Annotated in this window: 14 protein-coding genes and 5 pseudogenes; 4 read left to right on the top strand and 15 right to left on the bottom strand. The window is 58.1% G+C overall.

Translation table 11 applies throughout. The features are described 5' to 3' along the window. Nucleotides 1–2: 2 nt before the first annotated feature. From AC0V8S_RS35890 to AC0V8S_RS35855, 8 genes and pseudogenes are all read right to left on the bottom strand, one after another. On the bottom strand, nucleotides 3–533 hold the full coding sequence (locus AC0V8S_RS35890; protein WP_475439039.1) for a hypothetical protein: 531 nt from the start codon (nucleotides 531–533) through the stop codon (nucleotides 3–5). Continuing rightward, nucleotides 530–2,206, bottom strand: coding sequence for a DEAD/DEAH box helicase family protein (locus AC0V8S_RS35885; protein ID WP_475439038.1), 1,677 nt, complete (start codon nucleotides 2,204–2,206; stop codon nucleotides 530–532). The genes AC0V8S_RS35890 and AC0V8S_RS35885 overlap by 4 nt, the downstream gene beginning before the upstream one ends. Then, entirely contained in the window at nucleotides 2,203–4,551 is a 2,349-nt protein-coding gene (locus AC0V8S_RS35880; protein ID WP_475439037.1) for an ATP-binding protein, read from the bottom strand. Before AC0V8S_RS35880 ends, AC0V8S_RS35885 begins: the two co-directional genes overlap by 4 nt. Further along, a complete protein-coding gene (locus AC0V8S_RS35875; RefSeq protein WP_475439036.1) occupies nucleotides 4,548–5,036 on the bottom strand; it encodes a very short patch repair endonuclease in 489 nt (162 codons plus the stop codon). The genes AC0V8S_RS35880 and AC0V8S_RS35875 overlap by 4 nt, the downstream gene beginning before the upstream one ends. After that, nucleotides 5,008–5,955 (bottom strand): Eco29kI family restriction endonuclease, encoded by a 948-nt coding sequence (locus AC0V8S_RS35870; protein ID WP_475439035.1) that lies wholly within the window; start codon nucleotides 5,953–5,955, stop codon nucleotides 5,008–5,010. Before AC0V8S_RS35870 ends, AC0V8S_RS35875 begins: the two co-directional genes overlap by 29 nt. A 76-nt stretch (nucleotides 5,956–6,031) precedes the next feature. Then, nucleotides 6,032–7,201: a DNA cytosine methyltransferase gene (locus tag AC0V8S_RS35865; RefSeq protein ID WP_475439034.1), complete on the bottom strand. Its 1,170-nt coding sequence runs from the start codon at nucleotides 7,199–7,201 to the stop codon at nucleotides 6,032–6,034. Continuing rightward, nucleotides 7,188–7,418 (bottom strand): ribbon-helix-helix domain-containing protein, encoded by a 231-nt coding sequence (locus AC0V8S_RS35860; RefSeq protein ID WP_475439033.1) that lies wholly within the window; start codon nucleotides 7,416–7,418, stop codon nucleotides 7,188–7,190. The genes AC0V8S_RS35865 and AC0V8S_RS35860 overlap by 14 nt, the downstream gene beginning before the upstream one ends. Before the next feature lie 293 nt (nucleotides 7,419–7,711). Beyond that, nucleotides 7,712–8,145, bottom strand: a pseudogene (locus AC0V8S_RS35855) (transposase); the annotation flags it as partial. A gap of 274 nt (nucleotides 8,146–8,419) precedes the next feature. Between AC0V8S_RS35855 and AC0V8S_RS35850 the strand changes: the two are divergent. Then, nucleotides 8,420–9,181, top strand: a complete 762-nt coding sequence (locus tag AC0V8S_RS35850; protein ID WP_475439032.1) for an SDR family NAD(P)-dependent oxidoreductase — start codon at nucleotides 8,420–8,422, stop codon at nucleotides 9,179–9,181. A 47-nt stretch (nucleotides 9,182–9,228) separates the two neighbouring features. Here AC0V8S_RS35850 and AC0V8S_RS35845 read toward each other — a convergent pair. The 6 genes and pseudogenes from AC0V8S_RS35845 to proX all read right to left on the bottom strand — a co-directional run bounded on the left by AC0V8S_RS35845 (nucleotide 9,229) and on the right by proX (nucleotide 15,118). After that, nucleotides 9,229–10,325: pseudogene (locus AC0V8S_RS35845) on the bottom strand (2-oxo acid dehydrogenase subunit E2). Between the two features lie 384 nt (nucleotides 10,326–10,709). After that, complete coding sequence (locus AC0V8S_RS35840) at nucleotides 10,710–10,946, bottom strand: biotin/lipoyl-containing protein (protein WP_475439031.1); 237 nt, start codon at nucleotides 10,944–10,946, stop codon at nucleotides 10,710–10,712. Further along, nucleotides 10,943–11,923 (bottom strand): alpha-ketoacid dehydrogenase subunit beta, encoded by a 981-nt coding sequence (locus AC0V8S_RS35835; protein ID WP_475439030.1) that lies wholly within the window; start codon nucleotides 11,921–11,923, stop codon nucleotides 10,943–10,945. The genes AC0V8S_RS35840 and AC0V8S_RS35835 overlap by 4 nt, the downstream gene beginning before the upstream one ends. Next, a complete protein-coding gene (locus AC0V8S_RS35830; protein ID WP_475439158.1) occupies nucleotides 11,923–12,873 on the bottom strand; it encodes a thiamine pyrophosphate-dependent dehydrogenase E1 component subunit alpha in 951 nt (316 codons plus the stop codon). The genes AC0V8S_RS35835 and AC0V8S_RS35830 overlap by 1 nt, the downstream gene beginning before the upstream one ends. A 185-nt stretch (nucleotides 12,874–13,058) precedes the next feature. After that, nucleotides 13,059–13,832 (bottom strand): SDR family NAD(P)-dependent oxidoreductase, encoded by a 774-nt coding sequence (locus AC0V8S_RS35825; protein WP_475439029.1) that lies wholly within the window; start codon nucleotides 13,830–13,832, stop codon nucleotides 13,059–13,061. 308 nt (nucleotides 13,833–14,140) lie between these two features. Then, a complete protein-coding gene (proX, locus tag AC0V8S_RS35820) occupies nucleotides 14,141–15,118 on the bottom strand; it encodes a glycine betaine/L-proline ABC transporter substrate-binding protein ProX (protein ID WP_475439028.1) in 978 nt (325 codons plus the stop codon). A gap of 430 nt (nucleotides 15,119–15,548) precedes the next feature. Here proX and AC0V8S_RS35815 point away from each other — a divergent pair. The 3 pseudogenes from AC0V8S_RS35815 to AC0V8S_RS35805 form a co-directional block, all read left to right on the top strand. Then, nucleotides 15,549–16,010 (top strand): annotated as a pseudogene (locus AC0V8S_RS35815) (aminotransferase class III-fold pyridoxal phosphate-dependent enzyme); the annotation flags it as partial. Then, nucleotides 16,007–16,358, top strand: a pseudogene (locus AC0V8S_RS35810) (3-oxoacyl-ACP synthase); the annotation flags it as partial. The pseudogenes AC0V8S_RS35815 and AC0V8S_RS35810, both read left to right, overlap by 4 nt. A gap of 18 nt (nucleotides 16,359–16,376) precedes the next feature. Continuing rightward, nucleotides 16,377–16,670: pseudogene (locus tag AC0V8S_RS35805) on the top strand (3-oxoacyl-ACP synthase); the annotation flags it as partial. A gap of 483 nt (nucleotides 16,671–17,153) precedes the next feature. On the opposite strand, the gene AC0V8S_RS35800 reads toward AC0V8S_RS35805, so the two are convergent. Continuing rightward, nucleotides 17,154–17,954, bottom strand: coding sequence for a DMT family transporter (locus AC0V8S_RS35800; RefSeq protein ID WP_475439027.1), 801 nt, complete (start codon nucleotides 17,952–17,954; stop codon nucleotides 17,154–17,156). Nucleotides 17,955–18,134: the final 180 nt, after the last annotated feature.

The following is an 18,134-nucleotide window of genomic DNA, read 5'->3' as shown; positions in this document are numbered from 1 at the left end:
GATCACTCCAGCCAGGCCAGCTTTTCAATGCCAAGCCGTTGCGCCGCCTCCCGAACGAGTCCGCGAGACCTTTCGGCCTCGGTTTTCCCGCTCTCCAACAGAACGACGCCAAATGATGAAAAGGACCGCTGCGCCCGACCGCGCTCGAAGACTGCCATTAAGACTGACTTCCAATCTCGACTGCGGCCCCACCCAATAACCCTGCCGTCCGCAACCCTGCGGCCGTGAGGCTTAACATAGATGTGGACGATGCGATCGCTGCTGGTCAGTCCGAGTAGTCGCCAGACCTCGGCTTCGCTTAGCGAGAGCCGCGCGCGGACGTAAGGTTTCACAAGGGAATCCTTGATATAGACGCGCACCTTTCGGGCATCCATCACATGGGCAAGTTGACCGCCGATTGAGGCATCCCGCGTCCAGAGCTCATAGTAGCGAGCCCGCTCGACGTCCTGGAGCGACATCCAGCCAAGGTCATCGCACTTCCGCCAGAGCTTGTCCCTCAGGTTGTCGCGTAGGGCCGTTGAGATGGAAGTCATTGAATTCCGCCCCTGGTATGAGGCGCCGGGAAATCGAAGGCGGGCAGTTCTAGCGTTGGATCCCCCTCACGGGTGAACAGATCGGCCTGGTCCTTCATCCAATCGAGCATGAATGTACCGGCGCCCTCGTCACGGAACTGTATGACGCCAGGCAGACGCAACCGCTCGACGTCCCCTCGGACAGCCTTCTCAAGCTCGACAACCTCCGCGAGCCGGCGCAGGTCGCTGACGAAATCGAGAACGACGACTTTCTTCTTCCTCGGGCTGATGCGCAGACCCCGACCCAATTGCTGCACAAAGATCCTACGGCTGTGCGTGACACGCATGAAGACGATCATGTCAACGTCCGGTACGTCGACGCCTTCGTTGAACAGGTCGCGAGTTGTGACGACGTCGAGCGCGCCCTTTCGAAAGGCCGCCATTGTCCGATCGCGCTCCCGAGGCGTCATGTCGCCGGTAATCGGCTCAGCGCGAAAGCCGAACAGCCTCAGCATGGCCGCGAAGCTTTTGGCGTGGGTCACGGAGGAACAGAATATTATCGCCGAGCGTCGGACCTCCTTGTCGAAGGTGTCCCGGATCGCCCGGGCCGCCTCCTCATCGCGCGTTGGCAGCAGCAAGAGCTTGTTGAGCTGCGTAATTGAATAGCTGTTGCGCGAGTGCGATCGCACAAACGACCAGTCGATATTGTCCGCTAGCAGCCGGTAATCCGCCTCACAAAGGAACCCTCGTCTCAGCCCCTCAGCGATACCGATCCGAACGACGGGTGGGCCCAGCAAGTGGTCGATATCATAGCCGTCGCCGCGCCACGGGGTCGCTGTGACACCGCCGATCATCGCCTGCGCCATTTTGTCCGTCACCCGGCGGAAGGTATCGGACCCGACATGGTGCGCCTCGTCGATCATCACGACGCCGAAATCGGGTAGATCATCGAGACGAGATACGGCGCTTTGAACGGTCGCGAACGTGATGCCATTCCACTCGCTTGGAAACTCGCCGCCGATCAAACGGTGTGTCGGAACCCATTTTGGAAGCTGGTCCCAAAATGCCCTCTGCAACTGATCGACCAATTCCCTCGTGCCGGCGAGCACCAATGCCCGCCGGCCGGGGATCGCCTCGTCGCGAAAGAGCTGGGCGATGCTCTCCGCCAGCACAACCGTCTTTCCGAGACCGGTCGCGAGAACGACCTGCCCGCGGCCGGTTTCGCGAAGAGTCCCGACAAACCGATCGACGGCATCAGTCTGATAGTCACGAAGATCACGTCTGCTGGGCGGATATTCAGGGCTGCGCCGAGCCATCTCCAGCAAGGTCGCCGGTTCAAGAATACCAATCTCAATGCCTAGCGCGGCCCAACGGCGAACCGACGCCTGCATCGCGGGTCCGGCGCGGCGGCTTGTGGCGACGTAGAGACGATCAGCCTGATAGTAGCGTGCCGCCTCGCCGACCTGATCCACAGCCGCCGGCGACGGATAGCCGCCGGTTGTGAATTTGCACTGGATTACCCACAACTCCGAGTTCTTGACCCCGAGCACGTCGGCGCCAGCGTCGCCCGAACCACCAATGAGCCTGACATCCTCAAACCCGTTGCACACCAGCAGCCGAGCAACATCCCGCTCGAAGGCTTGCCATGGCCCCCTTAGCAGTCGCTGAGTGTGGAGGAAGGGCTCTGCTGTCACACTACGACATCCGGTCTGAGGAGCCGGAGCGAACAAGTCGCTCGGATCACGGTGTCGCGTGAGGCGCGCGCCAGGTCCGCTGGTGTTTGATCGGCGAGCCAAATGGCGTCACCCAGGTACGCGTCAAAGCGCGCCACGGTTGCCGCCTTCGCATCGTTCGTCACCTCGGCGGCTCCGAAGTCAAGGACAGCGTATGCGTCCTCCCAGTACTTTCCATCAAGAAATAGCTCGGGATGCCTGATGAATAATCGGCGGACTGTCCCGCCGTCCGCGTAGTCCCAATATCGGCCTTCCAAGATGAGAGCTCGTGGATCGGCGACGCCGCGACCAGCCATCCGGCGAGCGATTCCTTCCTTTTCGCGGTCAGAGAGCTCGCTATACATAAGCTCGGCAGATTGCCCGTTGATAAGACCGGCAACCGAACGGCAGATATCGCTTAGGATATTGCCGGCGAGCGCGATGATTTCCTGCTCGTCCAACCGAGTATCGCCACAATACTCAGCACGAAAATCCGCGAGTACACTCGCCGGCGTCGCATCCTGGCTATGCCCGCGAAGGAACTCAATCGTGCGATAGGTTAGATCGACGAGCAGAGCGTCTAGGGGAGTCATAGTCGAGGATCGAAATACGTCGTGTGCCGTATCGACGAGATACGAATAGGTGCGTGTCGCGACGTTATCCAAGCGGACCGCCCACGGCTGACCCGCTGGTAGTTGCGGGTCAGTTGGATCGACGGCGAAAGCCTCCACGTCGAACTCCGCGCGGTAGGTGGGATGAATGTACTTGCGAGTGAGTTCGAATATCGGCCGCCGCACGGGGGCCGGCTCGGGCGCTGCCGGAGATGCTACAGGAGGCTGTTCGCCACTGGGTGGAACGCCGCCGTCGCCACTGCCTGGACCTTCCGGAGTGGGGTCGCCCCCAAGGAAGCCCGCAGGAATCGCAGCTCCGTCGCCAGCGCCGGGCGTGTCGCCGAGAATCTTCGCATCCTGCTCCTCGACGAGCTGCCACCAACGCTCGTCCGTCAGATAGTCGGCGTCAGCGTTGGCAAACAAGCCAGCCATGTGTAGGGCGCGATCGTTGTCCTGGACGACCATGATCCGGGACCACAGACCATTCTTGCCTTGGGGGCTGGTGCGACGGAAAGCCTGGAACAGCTTGTAGAGCGGGCTCTGATTGCCATCGAAACCCTTCTGGCGCGCGGTGTTTGGCCGCAACGGGCCCTCGCCGCGGACGACCCGAACCATCTCATTCCACGCCGGATCATCACGCTCGAAGCGGTTCTTGGTGTAACTCACCTGGCAATGGTCGAGGTGGATTTCTCCGATGAAACGGCCTCTGCTTCGTGGATCGTCGATCGGATACTCGACCTCCTGGGTCTCCCCGTCGTTCCAGATAAAGAGGTCCTTGTTTCCAATCTCAATTTTTCGGCCGTTTCTGATGAAGTCGACGCCAAAATCGGTCTTGTCCAAATATCGTTGAATGCCGACCCAGCCTTTGACTCTTCGCGGGGTCTCCACGATGGCGCAGCGCGCGCTTCCGGTAGGGCACTGCTCTTGGTCGCTCGTCAACGTGCGCATGCAGTGCTCGCAATATCGCCGAGGGGCGAGAGCGACATCGAACTGCTCCACCGCGCTAACAGCGGTGCCATCAGGCAGCTCGATCGACCGGCTCCCATCCCAGACGCAGGGTCGGAGCGGCGTCACCCTCGCGCCGCCCAACATCAGTCGGATCGCGCCAGCCTCTGAATTGGACAACAGCGCCGAATACGTCTTGGCTAAATGTTTCTTGATGGTCGTCCGGTTGTTCGCTCGCGCCAGATAGGCGCGCTGCTCCGGCTTAAGCCGGGTCACGACAATCTCCGTGCCGTGATCCTCATGATTGGCTTTGGCACGGGTCTGGCGCGGCACCTTGTAATTTCCGGAGGCCCGAAGCTCCTCCAGATCAATGCGAACACCGACTTGCTCCGGATCGCCCCGCCGGCTTGTCCAGACCTCCGTCACGATACCGAGTCGTGCGGTGGCGATGTTGAAGCCCATTCCAAAAAGCCCAAGCTTTGAGAGCGGGTCGTTGCCTGACCAGCCCGCCCGGAGGGCATTTTCCAAGGTCTCCAGGGACATGCCAGGTCCATTGTCCTTTACGGACACACGCGCGCTCTCCGTGTCGGCCATTGGTATGCTGACCGCGACCTCGGGCTGAGCGATTGCCGCTCCGCTTCTCGCCGCGTCAATGAAGCCGTCGATGGAATTATCGATGAGCTCGGCCAAGCAGCGCCATTGCTCGAGGTTGATTTCGCCGAGCATCTGCAGCACGCGCGGCGCAGGTGTAAGATCCAGTTCCTGAGTCATGTTCCCACCTTCGCCCCGACTCTCGATCGGGATTTTTTCACCGCTGCGATCAGCGGGTTTGTCGTCTGAAGTCTAGCGACCAGCTGCCGCAAATGATCAGGTTTGGTCTGGCACTCCCAAACCTCCACGACGGTCCAACCGCGCTCTTCCAGCGCGGATCGTGTTTTTTCGTCGCGCAACCTGTTACCCTCAAGTTTCGGGCGCCAGAAATCAAGCTTCGACTTCGGCATTCTTGAGAGCTTGCAATTCGGGTCCGGATGCTGGTGCCAGAAGCATCCGTGGACGAAGAGGGCTATCCTGCGGCCCCGAAAGACAAGATCAGGTTTTCCGGGCAGGTCCCTCGCATGCAAACGATATCGCAATCCCGCCGCGTGTAGAGCTTGGCGCACGCGCATCTCCGGCTTGGTGTCGCGCCCTCGTATGCGTGACATCTGAGCACTTCGAGCGGCCTCCGTCTCATGAGTCGTCGACACCACCAGCCTCATCCGGTTCGGGCCCCGCAGCGTCCTCGCCCACCGGCGGAATCTCGGGGGTCACGGAGACGGCATCGTCCTGGCGGAAGCCGGCCAACATCTCCTCCAGCAGCGCGGCGTGATCCTGTCGTGGCGGCACACGCTCGAGCGTCGCGGCGATCCGATTGGCGATATCATCCGGCGTCAGCGAATCCGCCAGCCGCTCATCCAATGCCCAGAGTCGCCCAGGATGAACTACGTCCCATGGGGAGCGCTTATTGGCTCGCGTGGTCGCCGCGTCGCCATGCTTGCTCATTCCCCAGCACGCCTTGGTTTCTGAGTTCCAGATCGGCCAAAACGTCCGAATGAGATGCTTCTCAGCGACTAGTTGGGCATTCGTCGCGCACACAAGGCGGCGGCATACAAAGTCCGCCAATTTTACGGGCGACAGTCGGGGTGGAAGCTTGTCAGCATAGCCCTCCGCTGTTCCGATCGTTCCCGCATGCTCCAACAGACGGGCCGTAAGTTTCGCACCCTGTTCCCGAGTGGTACTCGCGTCATCTTTCGCCGGATCAGCCTTGCCGACATAGATCGGGGTTTCGGACCCAGAGATGCCGCCATAGAGTGGGTGATTGCCACGATAGTAGATCGCGTAGACGCCTGAACCGTAAGCTGGCCGGACATCCGTCAAGGCGATTAGAGGCTGCGCAATGAGCGCGATCGAGACCATTCGGCCGATCGCCTTTGGGTCGGCCGGGTCGAAGGTCGCGCGAGGCATCCGGACTGGATCGGTAGACGAGCGTGCCGCTTCTACCGCGTCGGCATGCGTAGCCAGACCCTCACGAATCCGTCGGACAACCGCCTGAGGGGGATTACTGCCGGCCGCAGAGAGCACCGCCGCGAGCGCGTCCTCAAGTGCCTTAATCGCGGCTCGATCTGGTGCCAACGCCATCCACTAAACCCCGTCGTTAGCCGAAACGAGGTTTAACGGCCGCGACTCGCCCTCCGGCTGAAATAAAAAATCAAACCTACGCTGCGTAACGTGTGGAGGCTAGGCCGCCGCTGGCCTTTCCACCATCGAGCTGCGCGGCCAGCCAACCACCAGCCGCAGCTCCAAGAGCAGCCGGGACCGCATTGCCTAGCTGCCGCATGCTCTCGGTCCACGACCGCGGAAACTCATAGTCATCTGGTAGCCCCACCAGTCGCGCGGCTTCACGCGTGGTGAAGTAGCGAACCGACCCGTCGTCACGAACCATCATATTCTCGCCGCCGGGAACACCGTGATCGCCAGCCTTCAGAGCCTTCGCGGGAAGGTCCAGTGGACTTCCGGTATGCCCCGGATACACCCGCGCGCCGATCTGAAGGACGTGGTTACGCCTTCCGTCGGGTTCGCCGAGCCCATTCAATGCGTCACGAAGGGTGACCCACGGAGCCCCAGCCGGCTCGACACCGGCCTGCGTCACCCGCTCAACGCGCGCGCGATCCTGCTGAATAAGGGGAGTGCGGCGTCTCTTCAGGCCATGTCGTGTCCAATATTCACCAGTGACGTATTGCTCCCAGAGAAGTCGGTCACGGCTATGGATTGGCGTCATGGGCGTTGGAAGAACATCGAGATCGCTTCTGATTCCGAAAATCAGAACGCGGTGCCTGATCTGGGCCGCGCCAAAATCGGCAGCGTTCACAAGCTGCCAGACAACGTTGTATTCCTTACGACTCCTCGACGCCGTGAGTCGCGCGAGATGCTCCGCGTGCGTCTCCTCTGATCTGCGGATCATCCCTGGCCGCTCAAGATGCGAGACGATCCATTCGAGGTAAGGGCGGAAGCGCGGACCCGCCAGGTTCCTTACGTTTTCGAACAGGATCAGCCGAGGTTTTGCCTCTCGCACCGCTCGAATGGCTTCGGGCCACATGTCACGATGATCGTCCTGGCCACGCTTTTTCCCGCCGATGCCAAATGGCTGGCAGGGAGGTCCTCCGGAAACTAAATCGAGTGAAGTCAGCTTCTTCCAATCGATATCTCGCACATCCTGAAGTCCCATCGGCCAATCGCGGACGTACTCCACCCCCTTCGCCTTGTTGTGCAGCACCGTCGCGACAGCGTCCTGGTCGAACTCCGCCATGTGCTGGTGTCGAAATCCAGCGCGGGACATTCCGAGCGCCAGCCCCCCACAGCCGGCGAAGAGTTCAGCGCTTTGCATCTTCGCCCCCATCCAGATCCAGCGGCAGCAAGGGCCCGCCCGCGGATTCTTCCAAATATCTCTCGACCGCTCGCCGGACCAGCCAAGCAACTTTCACGCCTTGTGTCTTCGCAAGGCGATCGAGCTCCGTCTTCTGCCTACGCGTCAGCGTCGTGGTCACCCGCTCCGCGTCACGACCATCTCTACCCGAACCGGCCTCCGCAGCAATCCGCAGCATTCCGCGGCAGTACGACACTGTGAGGCCAAATCTCTAATTATTCAACCTCAAAGCAACGCTCGTACATGCGGTTAGCACAGCTCCTTCGACCATTCCGCATACCATCGCCTCGTCGGTGGCTCAGATCTCGACCCGATTCGTGACGGCTATAGCAAAATAGCGTGAACAAATAAAGAACATAGAGAGCGTGCCAGGACGTCGCTCCTGCAACGCGTTGCGATCGCCCTTGACTCGCCATCTGGAAAATAAAACAAATAGGGAGCATGTTGGTAAACCCGCCCCCGCAGGTCAAGTTGTTGGCCGCGCCGTTTGGCGACGTTCATCGCCCAGGCCTTCAGCCAGGACCATTTCGTCACCCGCGTCAGCAGGGTCTGCGCGGCCTCGTAGAGCAGCGTTCGCATCATGCGATCGCCGCGCAGCGAGATCCGACCGATGCGGCGGCTTTCGCCCGACTCGTTGAGCACCGGCGTCAAGCCCAAAATCGCCCCGACCACCTTGGAGTTGCGGAAGCGGCCCGGCATGTCGATCGTGGCGGTGTAGGCCAGCGCCACGACCGGGCCGACACCGGGAATCGACATCAGCCGGCGGCAATTCTCGTCACCCCGGACGATCGTCAAAACTTGCGGTGCAGGGCGGCAAAATTCTGGCGCAGCTTGGCGCGTGCCTCGAGCAGCGGTTCGATGATCTCGGCCAGATCGGGCATGCCGTCGGTGAGCTCGCGGATGCGCTCCCGTTGAGCTACGCATGCGGCCTTGCGGCGCTGACCCATTTCCAGAGCCGTCGGCACCCGGCCCCGCCGCCCTTTCCGAACGGCTCTTCTGGCACCTGGACTCCCGTCCTTGGAAACAGCCATGACCCCTGGTTATTCTGCCACGATTAATACTCATTTGAAGTAGTGAGCCGCTCCCTATAGATCACTCGCGAAGGGGCAACGAACTGGCTGAGGCCGCGAGACTCCTTCGCGACACAGCAAATGGACAACCGACAAGACGAAGTGAGCAATGTATCGAATGTCATTGATTGAAAACAGCCTCGTGGATCAAGTCGTCATTGTGACAGGCGCAGCCGGTGGGATCGGGAGCGCTATCGCTCGGGTATTTCATCGGCTAGGCGCTCGGATGTTGCTAGCTGACTATGATGTGGAGAGCGTTTCGAAATTGGCGTCGTCCCTGGATCCTACTGGTGAAAGGGTAATGTCGATCGCCTATGATGCGAGCAAACCATCCGATGCTGATGCCGTAGTATCGACTTGCTTAGATCGTTTTCATTGTATCGACCATGTCGTTCCGGCAGCGGGAATCTACGAAGAGATACCGTTGGCGACTATGACAGACGCGCAGTGGCGACGAACAATGTCAATAAATCTCGATGGAGTGTTCTACATCTGTAGGCGGTCGATTGCCCATATTAGGTCAGGGGGTACAATTGTAACCATCGCGTCGGGCGCGGCGCACCAAGGCTGCTCGCCCGGCGTCCACTACGGAGCTTCGAAAGGGGGAGTGTTGGCTTTCAGTCGATCGCTGGCGAAGGAGCTTGCACCGAACATACGGGTAAATACGGTGTCTCCCGGGACCATAGATACTCCGATGATTGAGGAGCTTCTGCGCCAGAAACGGGACAAGTTTCTGTCCGTGACGCCTGCCGGGCGCGTCGGTTCCGCCGAAGAAGTAGCTAATGTGGTGGCGTTCCTTTGCAGCAGTGCCTCGAGCTATATCATGGGTGAAGCTATTCACGTGAATGGCGGGTTCTATATGGGAGGCTAATTTGGCTAGGGCTCACAACCCATCTTGTAGCCTACTTGTCATCTAGCTCAGGCAAGCATGCCTATCGGATTCTCTATATAGCTCTTAAATACCTGCAGCAGCTTGGCTCCGAGCGCGCCGTCCACACAGCGATGGTCGATGGAAAGTGTAGCGCTCATGACCGTCGCAATGGCCATGACACCGCTCTTAATGACTACACGCTGTTCACCCGCACCGACCGCCAGAATCGTCGCGTGCGGGGGTTGACCACGGCAGCGAACTCCTTGACGGCCATCATGCCCATGTTCGAGATCGACGTGGTGCCGCCTTGATATTCTTCAGGCTTTAGCTTGCGATCCTTCGCGCGCTTGACGAGATCCTTCATCTCCTCGGAAATGACTTGGAGCGTCTTCAGATCGGCCTTGCGTAAGATTGGCGTGATCAGACCGCCACCGATCGAGACAGCCACTCCCACGTCGGCATGCCGGTGCCTGACCAAAGCGCTCTCGGTCCAGGAGACGTTCGCGTCCGGAACGTCACGCAGCGCAAGCGCCAGCGCCTTTATGAGCATGTCGTTGACCGACAGCCTACAGGCCGGCAGGCCGTCCGCGGACTTGGGCGCGGCATCGTTGAGTTGGGAGCGCAGCGTCAGAAGCTCGTCGATCTCGCAATCTACGCCGACATAGAAATGCGGGACTGTTTGCTTCGACGTCACCAGACGACGAGCGATCGTCCTACGCATGCCGTTGTGAGGTACGCGCTCGTATGATCCGTCTTCAAACAGCTTGAGAACCGCGTCGTCCGAGGGGCCTTTGCTTGCGGATGATGGAGCTTCGGCGGTGTTCGTCGCTGCGGTTTGAGGCCCGGGTTCTCCACGTTTGTCGGACGCTTGCCGGGGAGCGACGGCAACGGAACCTGATTCGCTCTTGATGGCGAGAACGGCGACGAGGTCCCTGACTTTTATTCCGTCAGCGCCTTCCGGGACGACGATCCTTTCCAGAATACCCCCGGCAGCAGCCTTGATCTGACCTGCATGACCGCCGCTAGAAAGCTCGGCTAGAACGTCGCCAGCTTCTATGTCATCGCCCTCCTTGAACATCCATTTCACAAGGGTGGCTGCTTCCATGTCCAAAGGGAGGGCGGGCATTCTGACGTTGATTGGCATCGGTGCTACTTGTGCTGTTTAAGGTTTCGAGGGAATTATCGGCAGGGCTGCCCGTTCAGGCTGCTCTGCCTATCGCATAAAGAAGATCCTCGAGCGGGGCGCGCGTTGAGTTGGAAAGGGGAGATCACTCGAGGTAATCAATGATTTAACAAACCCTCCTCCATCGATTGCGATCTCCGCTCCGGCCGAGTAAGCGCTCTCGTTTGAGAGAACGACGTCTGCTATCTCATTAACCGTGCCGGCCCGCTTGAGCGGAATGAGCGTGTATCCGCGCTCTCACCGACTTATCCTCAGCGAGTAGCATCTCCGTTTCAAACGATCGGAGTGGATGGAGTTGCGCGGCTTCCGGCAGCGAAAAGAGATTTTAATGCCATGCCGAATGCGTCAGGTTGGGCGGAGCCGGCAAATGACCACTCCCACCTCTGTCGCTGTTCCTTCCGCAACGCAGATCTCCTCGACAACACCGGCCTGTTCAGCCTCAATCTCAATTGTAGTTTTTTCAGATTCAACTTCCGCGAGAACTTGGCCAGGCGCGACGATCGACCCTTCAGAAACGTGCCATTTCGTGAGATCGACTTCTACGGTAGCTGCACCCATTTTGGGGATTTTGATGTCGATCATTTTGAATAACTCCATACAGAGAGGATTGCATGTTCGAGTTGCTTTGGAGAAGGCAAGACTGCCGCCTCAAGTACGGGATTATACGGCAACGGGATGTCAGCACGCGTGACACGTTTGATAGGCGCATTTAGAGACGAAAAGGCGTGTTCGCTCAAAAGTGCGCTGACTTCGGCTGCGTAACCGCAGCTCCGGTTAGTATCATCGTAAATCACCACGCGTCCGGTCTTTCGCACACTCTCAAGCAGGCCGTCTCGGTCAAAAGGTAGCAGACTACGCGGATCCCATACCTCCACGGTTATACCGCGCTGCTCAAACAAGACCTGGGCGACAGTGAGCGCTTCGGGGACAAGATGTCCGACAGCGACAACGGTTACATCTGTCCCGGCCCGTCTGACCTGCCCTTTTCCCAATGGGAGTGCAAAGATTTCCTCTGGAACCTCTCCCTTTTGAGGAAGAGACATCGCAGACGCGATAAACACGACGGGATCCTGCTCTCGAACGGCTTGGATCATCAGTCCCTTCGCATCATAGGCGGTTGACGGGCATACCACCTTGAATCCGGCGTGCACCAGATATGGATAGGGATTGTCGGAGTGCTGGCCCGCGTTGCCGCCCCTCGTCCCGGAAACCATGATGGTATAAGTAATCGGCAGATCTGCTTGGCCGCCCAGCATCAGCCTCATCTTGGCTGCTTGATTGACCAATTGGTCGAACGCAACATAGATAAGTGATGGAACTTGGAATTGAACGATCGGCCGCAGACCCGCCAATGCTGCGCCGGTAGCAAAGCCCGTGAATGCGGCCTCCGAAATCGGCGTGTCTAGAACTCTGTCATCGCCAAATTTGGCATGCAAGCCCTTGGTTTCACCTCTAATACCCCCCCTAATGTCCTCACCAATAATCATCACCGATTTGTCTTCGGCCATGACCTGGTGATAGGCCTCGTTCATGGCCTGCAGAAAACGAAGCTGCCTCACTACTCCGCTCCTTGCGCAGGGGTGTACGGGTAATTGACAGCGTACATGTACGCGAGTGCGTCTGCCGATGACGGCGATGGACACTGACGAGCGAACTCCACCCCATTTGAAATTTCTTCATTGATCTCGCGTTTCATTACTTCGATATCGTCTGCAGAGCAGACCGACTCCCTGATTAGCCGATTGGCCCAGAAATCGAGTGGATCTCTCTGCTTCCATTGTTCAATCTCCTCTTTGGTCCTATAATTTGTCTTCATGTGACGCTCGCCCGAGTAATGACCAAAATATCTGTAGGTATCGCATTGAAGGAAAGTCGGACCTTCTCCAGAACGTGCACGCTCCACAGCCGAAACAGTTGCTTCGAAAACAGCACCCACGTCCATGCCGTCGATTTTCATGCTAGCCATTCCATAAGCTTGAGCACGTACATACAGTTCTAAAACTGTTACGTCGCGGAGCGGAGTAGTCATAGCGTAAAGGTTATTCTCGCAAACAAAAATCACGGGTAACCGCCAAATTGCTGCGAGGTTCATCGCTTCGTGGACGACTCCTTGATTTATGGCCCCATCGCCGAAGAACGATACTGCCACATACCGCTCGCCAGCCGCCTTGAACTTATGTGCAGCGCCGCAGGCGATTGGAGCCCCCGCGCCCACAATTCCATTTGCCCCAAAGATTCCTAAACCAACATCGGCGATGTGCATGGAGCCCCCGCGCCCCTTGTTGTAGCCCGTAGACTTGCCAAAAAGTTCCGCGAACATTTTGCCAGTCTCTCCCCCCTTCGCCAGAATATGTCCATGACCTCTATGAGTGCTAGTTAAGACGTCGCTATCCGTGAGAGCACTACAAACACCCACTGCGACTGCCTCCTGGCCGCAGTATTCGTGACAGCTACCCGGAATGAGATTGTCATCGACGAGTTCTACCACCTTGGTGTCGAATTGGCGGATTCGAACATGTCGGCGTACATTTTGCGAGCCACTTGGGGTGGAAGAATGTTCGACATCAGATACCTCTGCTATGGAATTTCACGCCATTAAACCGCCAATGTGCCGATCCGCCGAGCGCGGAACGCTGAAAAGGCCGATAACGGCTTGTTCGACAATCGCTTGTCGAAGACCTATCAAAGCCCGAACTACAGCGACGTGTATCCACCATCTACCGACAGGATTGTGCCCGTGCAGTAGCTAGACGCGTCGCTGGCGAGAAAAAGCACAGCTGAGGCAATTTCCTCCGCCGTCCCCATCCGCCCCACTGGGGTTTGTTGAATCCAACGATCATGCCATACTGCGTTGTCGGTCTTAAAACTGCCAAGCGTGTCGGTGGCTATATAGCCGGGCGCAACGGCGTTGACGCGGATATTAAACTTCGCCCAAGCACAAGCCAACGACTTGGTCATCATATGAAGTGCACCCTTGCTGGCGATATAGCAGGTATTGTTTTGCGGTTGCGTGACTATCATACCGCACATGGATCCGATATTTACGATATTTCCAGAGCCGCGCACTGTCATATGACGCCCAAAGGCGCGAGAACACCAGAATGGCGCATCGGAGTTGACGCTCATTGTTTTCAGCCAGACCTCGTCGACGGTCTCGAGCGCTTCCGCTCTCGGTCCCACGCCAGCATTGTTAATCAAAATGTCGACTGGGCCTTCTTTGGTTAGGCTGTCGGCGAGGGCGGTAACGTCGGCAGACTTTGTTACATCAATAACTCTATGACTGGCTTCGAGACCTTCACTGGAAAGAGTTGCGGCGGCAGACTGCGCGGCATTCTCATCAAGATCGGCGAGCACAACGGCGGCCCCTGCCTGGCCAATAGCGCGACAGATTTCCAGACCAATACCGCGGGCACCGCCGGTGATAACGGCGCGTCTCCCTACCAAGGAAAACTTCTCTAGGTAGTTCATTCCAATTGCCCTCCGACCAGCATCGCGCCGGCATCGTATTCTTGGCCTCGTCGGTGCCGCTGGCGCGCCGGTTTCAGGGAGTATGTCGATCCTAAGATGTTCATCAAATGCGTTATGTCGTCGGTGATTAATAACAAAGACTTATGTCTCGGTGCTCAAGACGGCGGTTAGTCACGACCCCAATAGGAAGTGCTGGCGAACAACTCAAGCCAGACTGTCTGGTTGGCGGCAGCCTAGCCCAATTCATACACCAAATGACACTGTATAGCAGAGGGCCGGCCGATATAGTCGACCCTCCACTTACAGGATTACTTTGCAGCTTTGGCGTCAGCAATCCATCTGTCCCACTCAGTTTTGTGGGCGGCTATCCAGTCCGTAGCATGCTTTGCGATCTGATCAGGGCTTTTCTCACCGTCGTAGATCATCTTGTTTTCGGCGCTGACATCTAGAACAGGTATCGTCACCTCCTCGAAAAACTTCTTTGCCGAAGGATTGGCTTTGAGCCAAGCGCTGTTCGCTATGATTTTTGTATCGTTGATTGGAAACCCCAAGTTACCGAGACCTTCGATCTCCGTGCTGCCAGTTTGGCCGTCGGGAAGAGAGGTCGACTTGACGTTTAGCCATGTGACATCCTTTCCAGGGATTAGCACGCCCGCAATCCAACCAGGTATCCAAGTATAGTATAGCGTTGGTTTACCCTCTTTGATGCGCTCGATTGCATCTGCCATGATTGCGAAATAACTACCTTGTTTGTGCGCGACAGTGTCGCGCAAACCATAGGCATCGAGATGATGTTCGATCACACGTTCGCAGCCCCAACCCGGGTCGCAACCAAAAAGAGTCGCCTTGCCACTACCATCAGCATCAAAGAGTTTAGCTTTTTCCGGATCCTTTAGGTCCTCAAGGTATTTGATCCCGCTCGCATCCGCTGTCTTTTTATCGATCAAATATCCTTGTATGTCACCATGCACGAGTGTTCCCACTCTCATGAGCTTCTCGTCGCCTCCGGCTCCCTTCCAGAAGGCATCGTGCAGGGGCGTCCAATGCGCCGGATAGAACTGTAGATCTCCGGTCGCTACAGCGGTATGGGCAAGTGGAACTTGGACTTGTTCGGGCTGCTCTTCGACATCGTATCCTAGCTCTCGGAGGCCATCTCTCACCACATACCCCTGGAATAGTTCTTCATTTACGCCGCCAATCCAACCATATTTCACCTGTTCGGCGCGAGCGGATAGCGTACAACAGCCCATTATCGTGAGCGTCACTAAGGCCAATTTAAGCTTCATTTTGTTCTCCCCATGGTCCTCGAGCATCATGCTCGGGTCTCTTAATTGCTTTCCGTCCCAGCGGATACTCCGACAGAGCCTACGCCACATTCCCCGTTCACCGCTTGCGTGGGAATGGCGAGTGTTTGGACAGATTGGCATTTTGAGTTTGTATCCCATGGATGCTGACCGATAACGCTAGCGGATGCAATTTACTTTTTGTTGGCGACGCGATGACTACAGGTCATGGCTAAAGGTTATGGTTTTGCGTCTGTTCGCGGGGCGTTTTTCAGACTGCCATCAGTTGCATGGATGTTAGCGGGCAGCGATCGGCTCTCACCGACAGGGCGCCTAGTAGTTTCATTCGGTGCGCCACGCCCCAGTCGGTCATCACGTCGTCGGTGATCGGGAGCGTGCCGGAGGCGTCGGCCAGAACCCAGGCATACTGAGCCGCACCGGAACCATGTGCGCCCGCCAGCAGGCGTCCATCTCGGATATGCTATGCACTTCGAAAGTCCTGACCGGCGGGGCCTTCCCGCTGGCGGCGACGCTCGCCACCGATGCCATCTTCCAGGCCCATTATTCCGAGGACCGGAAGAAGACGTTTTTCCATTCGAGTTCCTACACCGCCCTTCCGATTGCCTGCGCGGCAGCGCTCGCCAATGTCGAGATCTGGCATGACGAACCGGTGGCCGAGCGGCCCGCGGTCTTAAGTGTAAAACAGGCCGCCGGGCTTCAACGCTTTCGCGACGACCCTCACTTCACCGACAGCCGGGTGACCGGGAAGATGCTGGTGCGTCCGCTCGGCAATGTCTTGTACCTCTTGCGCCTATTGCATCACCCGGCAACGAGCCGGACGGGCTCTACAACGCCAATAGAGGAGGCCAGCGAGCGCTTCGGCGCGAAACCTTGAGCCGGTCCACGCGCATTATCGGGTTTGGCGATCATGCGCCGGCGCGCGAGGTTGAGAATCCGGAGATCAGAGATCGTCTCGGGCTCGAGCCCGGCTGGATCGAGCGGCGCACCGGAATACGGTCGCGCTTCTGAGCCACGCAAGAAGACACGCTGTCTGGCCGCGCGCGCCGGCGACATGGCGCTGGCGAATGCCGGCATCGACCGGGGCGACATCGGCCTGTTGTTGCTTCCCACCTCGACGCCCGATCACCTCCTGCCGCCCAGCGCGCCTCTGGTCGTCCATCAACTGGGACTGAGCCGCGCAGGTGCGATCGACCTCACCGGCGCGTGGGCCGGCTTCATCTATGTGCAAATGCAGCGACCGTAGCTGTTTGCCGATGCCGCCGGCGCCGGGGTGATCAGTCCGTGCGAGGGCCGGATCAGAGCATTCTCGGCGCCTCGGTGGATTCGGACCGCTGGCGCTTCGGGCTGATCCAGAGTCCGGCCGGAGGAAACAACACGCCGGTCCAATGCGACCTCAACCTCGCGCAAACGCGGATGACGATCACTTATGGCCGAGGTATTCGCCCGGGCTGTGGACATGATGACTGCGTGTTCAAAGGACGCGCTCGCCGCAGCCAGAAAGTACCAGCACATCGGTCGGTTCGTACCGCATCAGATTGTCGGACATCGATGGTCGTATTGGCGGAGACATGGCCCGCCGCGCTGCCCAATCCAAGCGAGCCTCAGTTGCCTCATCGGGGATAGGCTCCAGCATTGCTCTCACGATAGAGGATTGTCGCGGCCGTGCTGGCTCCACGGTCGGCGTACAGAGGCCGGCGGCGTTTTCGAGCAGCACAAAACGCTTGCGTCGCCCGGCCGCTCATCGTGCGAGAGCGATGGTCTTATCCAGTGCTGTACATACCGGCATTGCCGACCTGAGCCGAGCCTCGCAACGTCACGGTCGTCGCGTTTTACAGAATGATGCCAAACTTGAATGTTATGAGAAGAAGCAATAAAGCAGCGCACGTAAGGAACGCCTTAACCGCCGCACGAATTCCTTGTCTTAAATGAATCGGCTGGGCCAGATAATCCGCTGATGTGAAAAGAGATTGTGGCATTCTGAAATCGCCCCTCATTTTTCCTACCATGTGGATTTGCACTAGCGGCGCCCGTCTATTGCGTTCGCACTTGGCACGGGTCGCATCTGCAAAATAGCAACACTTACGAGGATGAGGATCATTGCCACATATCCTGTAGGTGCGATTTGTTCGCCGACGAACAGCACGCCAATGATGATTGCGACGACAGGTGGAATGTAGGTCACGCTGGCTGCAACGACCGCGCCGAGGCGCTGGACGATGTAATAGTAAGAGATGTAAGTCAGGCCGGTGCCCAAAAAGCCTAGACCGACAATCACCGCGAGCGCGGCCCTTGTGTCAGTGAACAAAGCGCCGATGCCATCCAGGGGCGTTATCGGCAGCAATGTAAGCATGGCTATGCCGGACTGATAGGCCGTTACAGCCATTGACGGTAATTTAAGCGGGTTCACGAACTTCCGGGCGTAAACGAATGAGCAGCCGAAACTCACGGAACCGGCTACCATCCAAGTCACGCCAGCGGGACTAATAGCTCCTGTCGTCGACCACGGTTGCCCGATCAACAAAACGCCGAGAAAGCCTAGGCCGATCCCCGCGGCTTTGATCACGTTGATCGGCTCGTCGCGAGAAAACAGGAACGAGCACACGAAGGTGAACAGCGGGACTGCTCCAGTCAGCATGCCGGCGACACTTGAGGGCAAGCGCACGGTGCCTTGGACGATGGCGTAGAAGCAAAACGACATCGCCAGCACGGACATAGCGACGAAGTGATGGGCGTGGCGCCAGTGGTTCATTTTTAGTTCGCCGCGAACAAAAGCAAAAATGAGGATAGGGATGAAGCCGAAAACGACGCGCAGAAGCACAATTTGCGCGGGGGGATAGTTTCGGCCGCCCACTTCACAAATATAAAGCCTGCGCCCCAGACCACGCCGATGAATGCGAAAGCTAAGATTGCGGTTTTCTGCATGTTAGATCGATCGTGGTTGCACGGTCGGAACCGGATAGGCTGAAGATGGGATGGGATTCGCGCCCGCCCTACGGAG

The sequence above is a fragment of the Mesorhizobium oxytropidicola genome (genome assembly GCF_056174625.1).
This window is presented reverse-complemented; position numbering and strand designations above follow the sequence as displayed.